General features: G+C 41.6%; 1 protein-coding gene. It reads left to right on the top strand.

Translation table 11 applies throughout. From position 1 onward, the window contains the following. Nucleotides 1–591 (top strand): EAL domain-containing protein (locus AAEY62_RS20125; protein WP_350635927.1); only part of this gene is annotated, 591 nt, incomplete at both ends.

The raw sequence follows: 591 nt of genomic DNA, 5'->3' as shown, positions 1-591 counted from the left end.
AGTACTTATAGCAGTAGAAAGCGCAACCAGCCATCATCAAAATATTCATTACTATCAACAAGGCGAAGACGAAGCGCATTTAGAGCGCTTAGTTATGCTTGATGAGCTTAAGCAAGCTATAAGCGATGATGACGGCCAGTTATTTATGACCTATCAGCCAAAACTAAATATGAAAATACAAAAGGTTGATAAGGTTGAGTCCTTAATTCGCTGGCAACGTAAAGATGGTAGTTGGGTGTCGCCTGAGGTGTTTATTGATTTAGCCGAACAGTCGGGATTAATTGTAGAGCTTACCGCCTGGGTGGTTAATACCGTTATTGCACAAGTTGCCGCTTGGCAGCAAAAAGGCATACATTTACAAGCGGCTATCAATGTATCGGCACAAGATATTGCGTTTGCGGGGTTTCATTCGTCATTAGTACGTACTTTAAAAAAGCATAAGGTTAACCCTGCGTTGATCACCATTGAGCTCACCGAGCGCGATATGATTGAAAATGAAGAAAAAGGCATAATTGCCCTCGAAAACTTAAAAGCTATTGGGGTAAAAATATCGCTTGATGATTATGGCGTAGGGCAAACATCGTTAGGGCG

This window comes from Pseudoalteromonas sp. GW168-MNA-CIBAN-0100, assembly GCF_040309225.1.
GTDB classification, from domain to species: Bacteria; Pseudomonadota; Gammaproteobacteria; order Enterobacterales; family Alteromonadaceae; genus Pseudoalteromonas; species Pseudoalteromonas arctica.
Note: the sequence above shows the minus strand (reverse complement) of the source record. Positions and strands in the feature narration are given on the sequence as shown.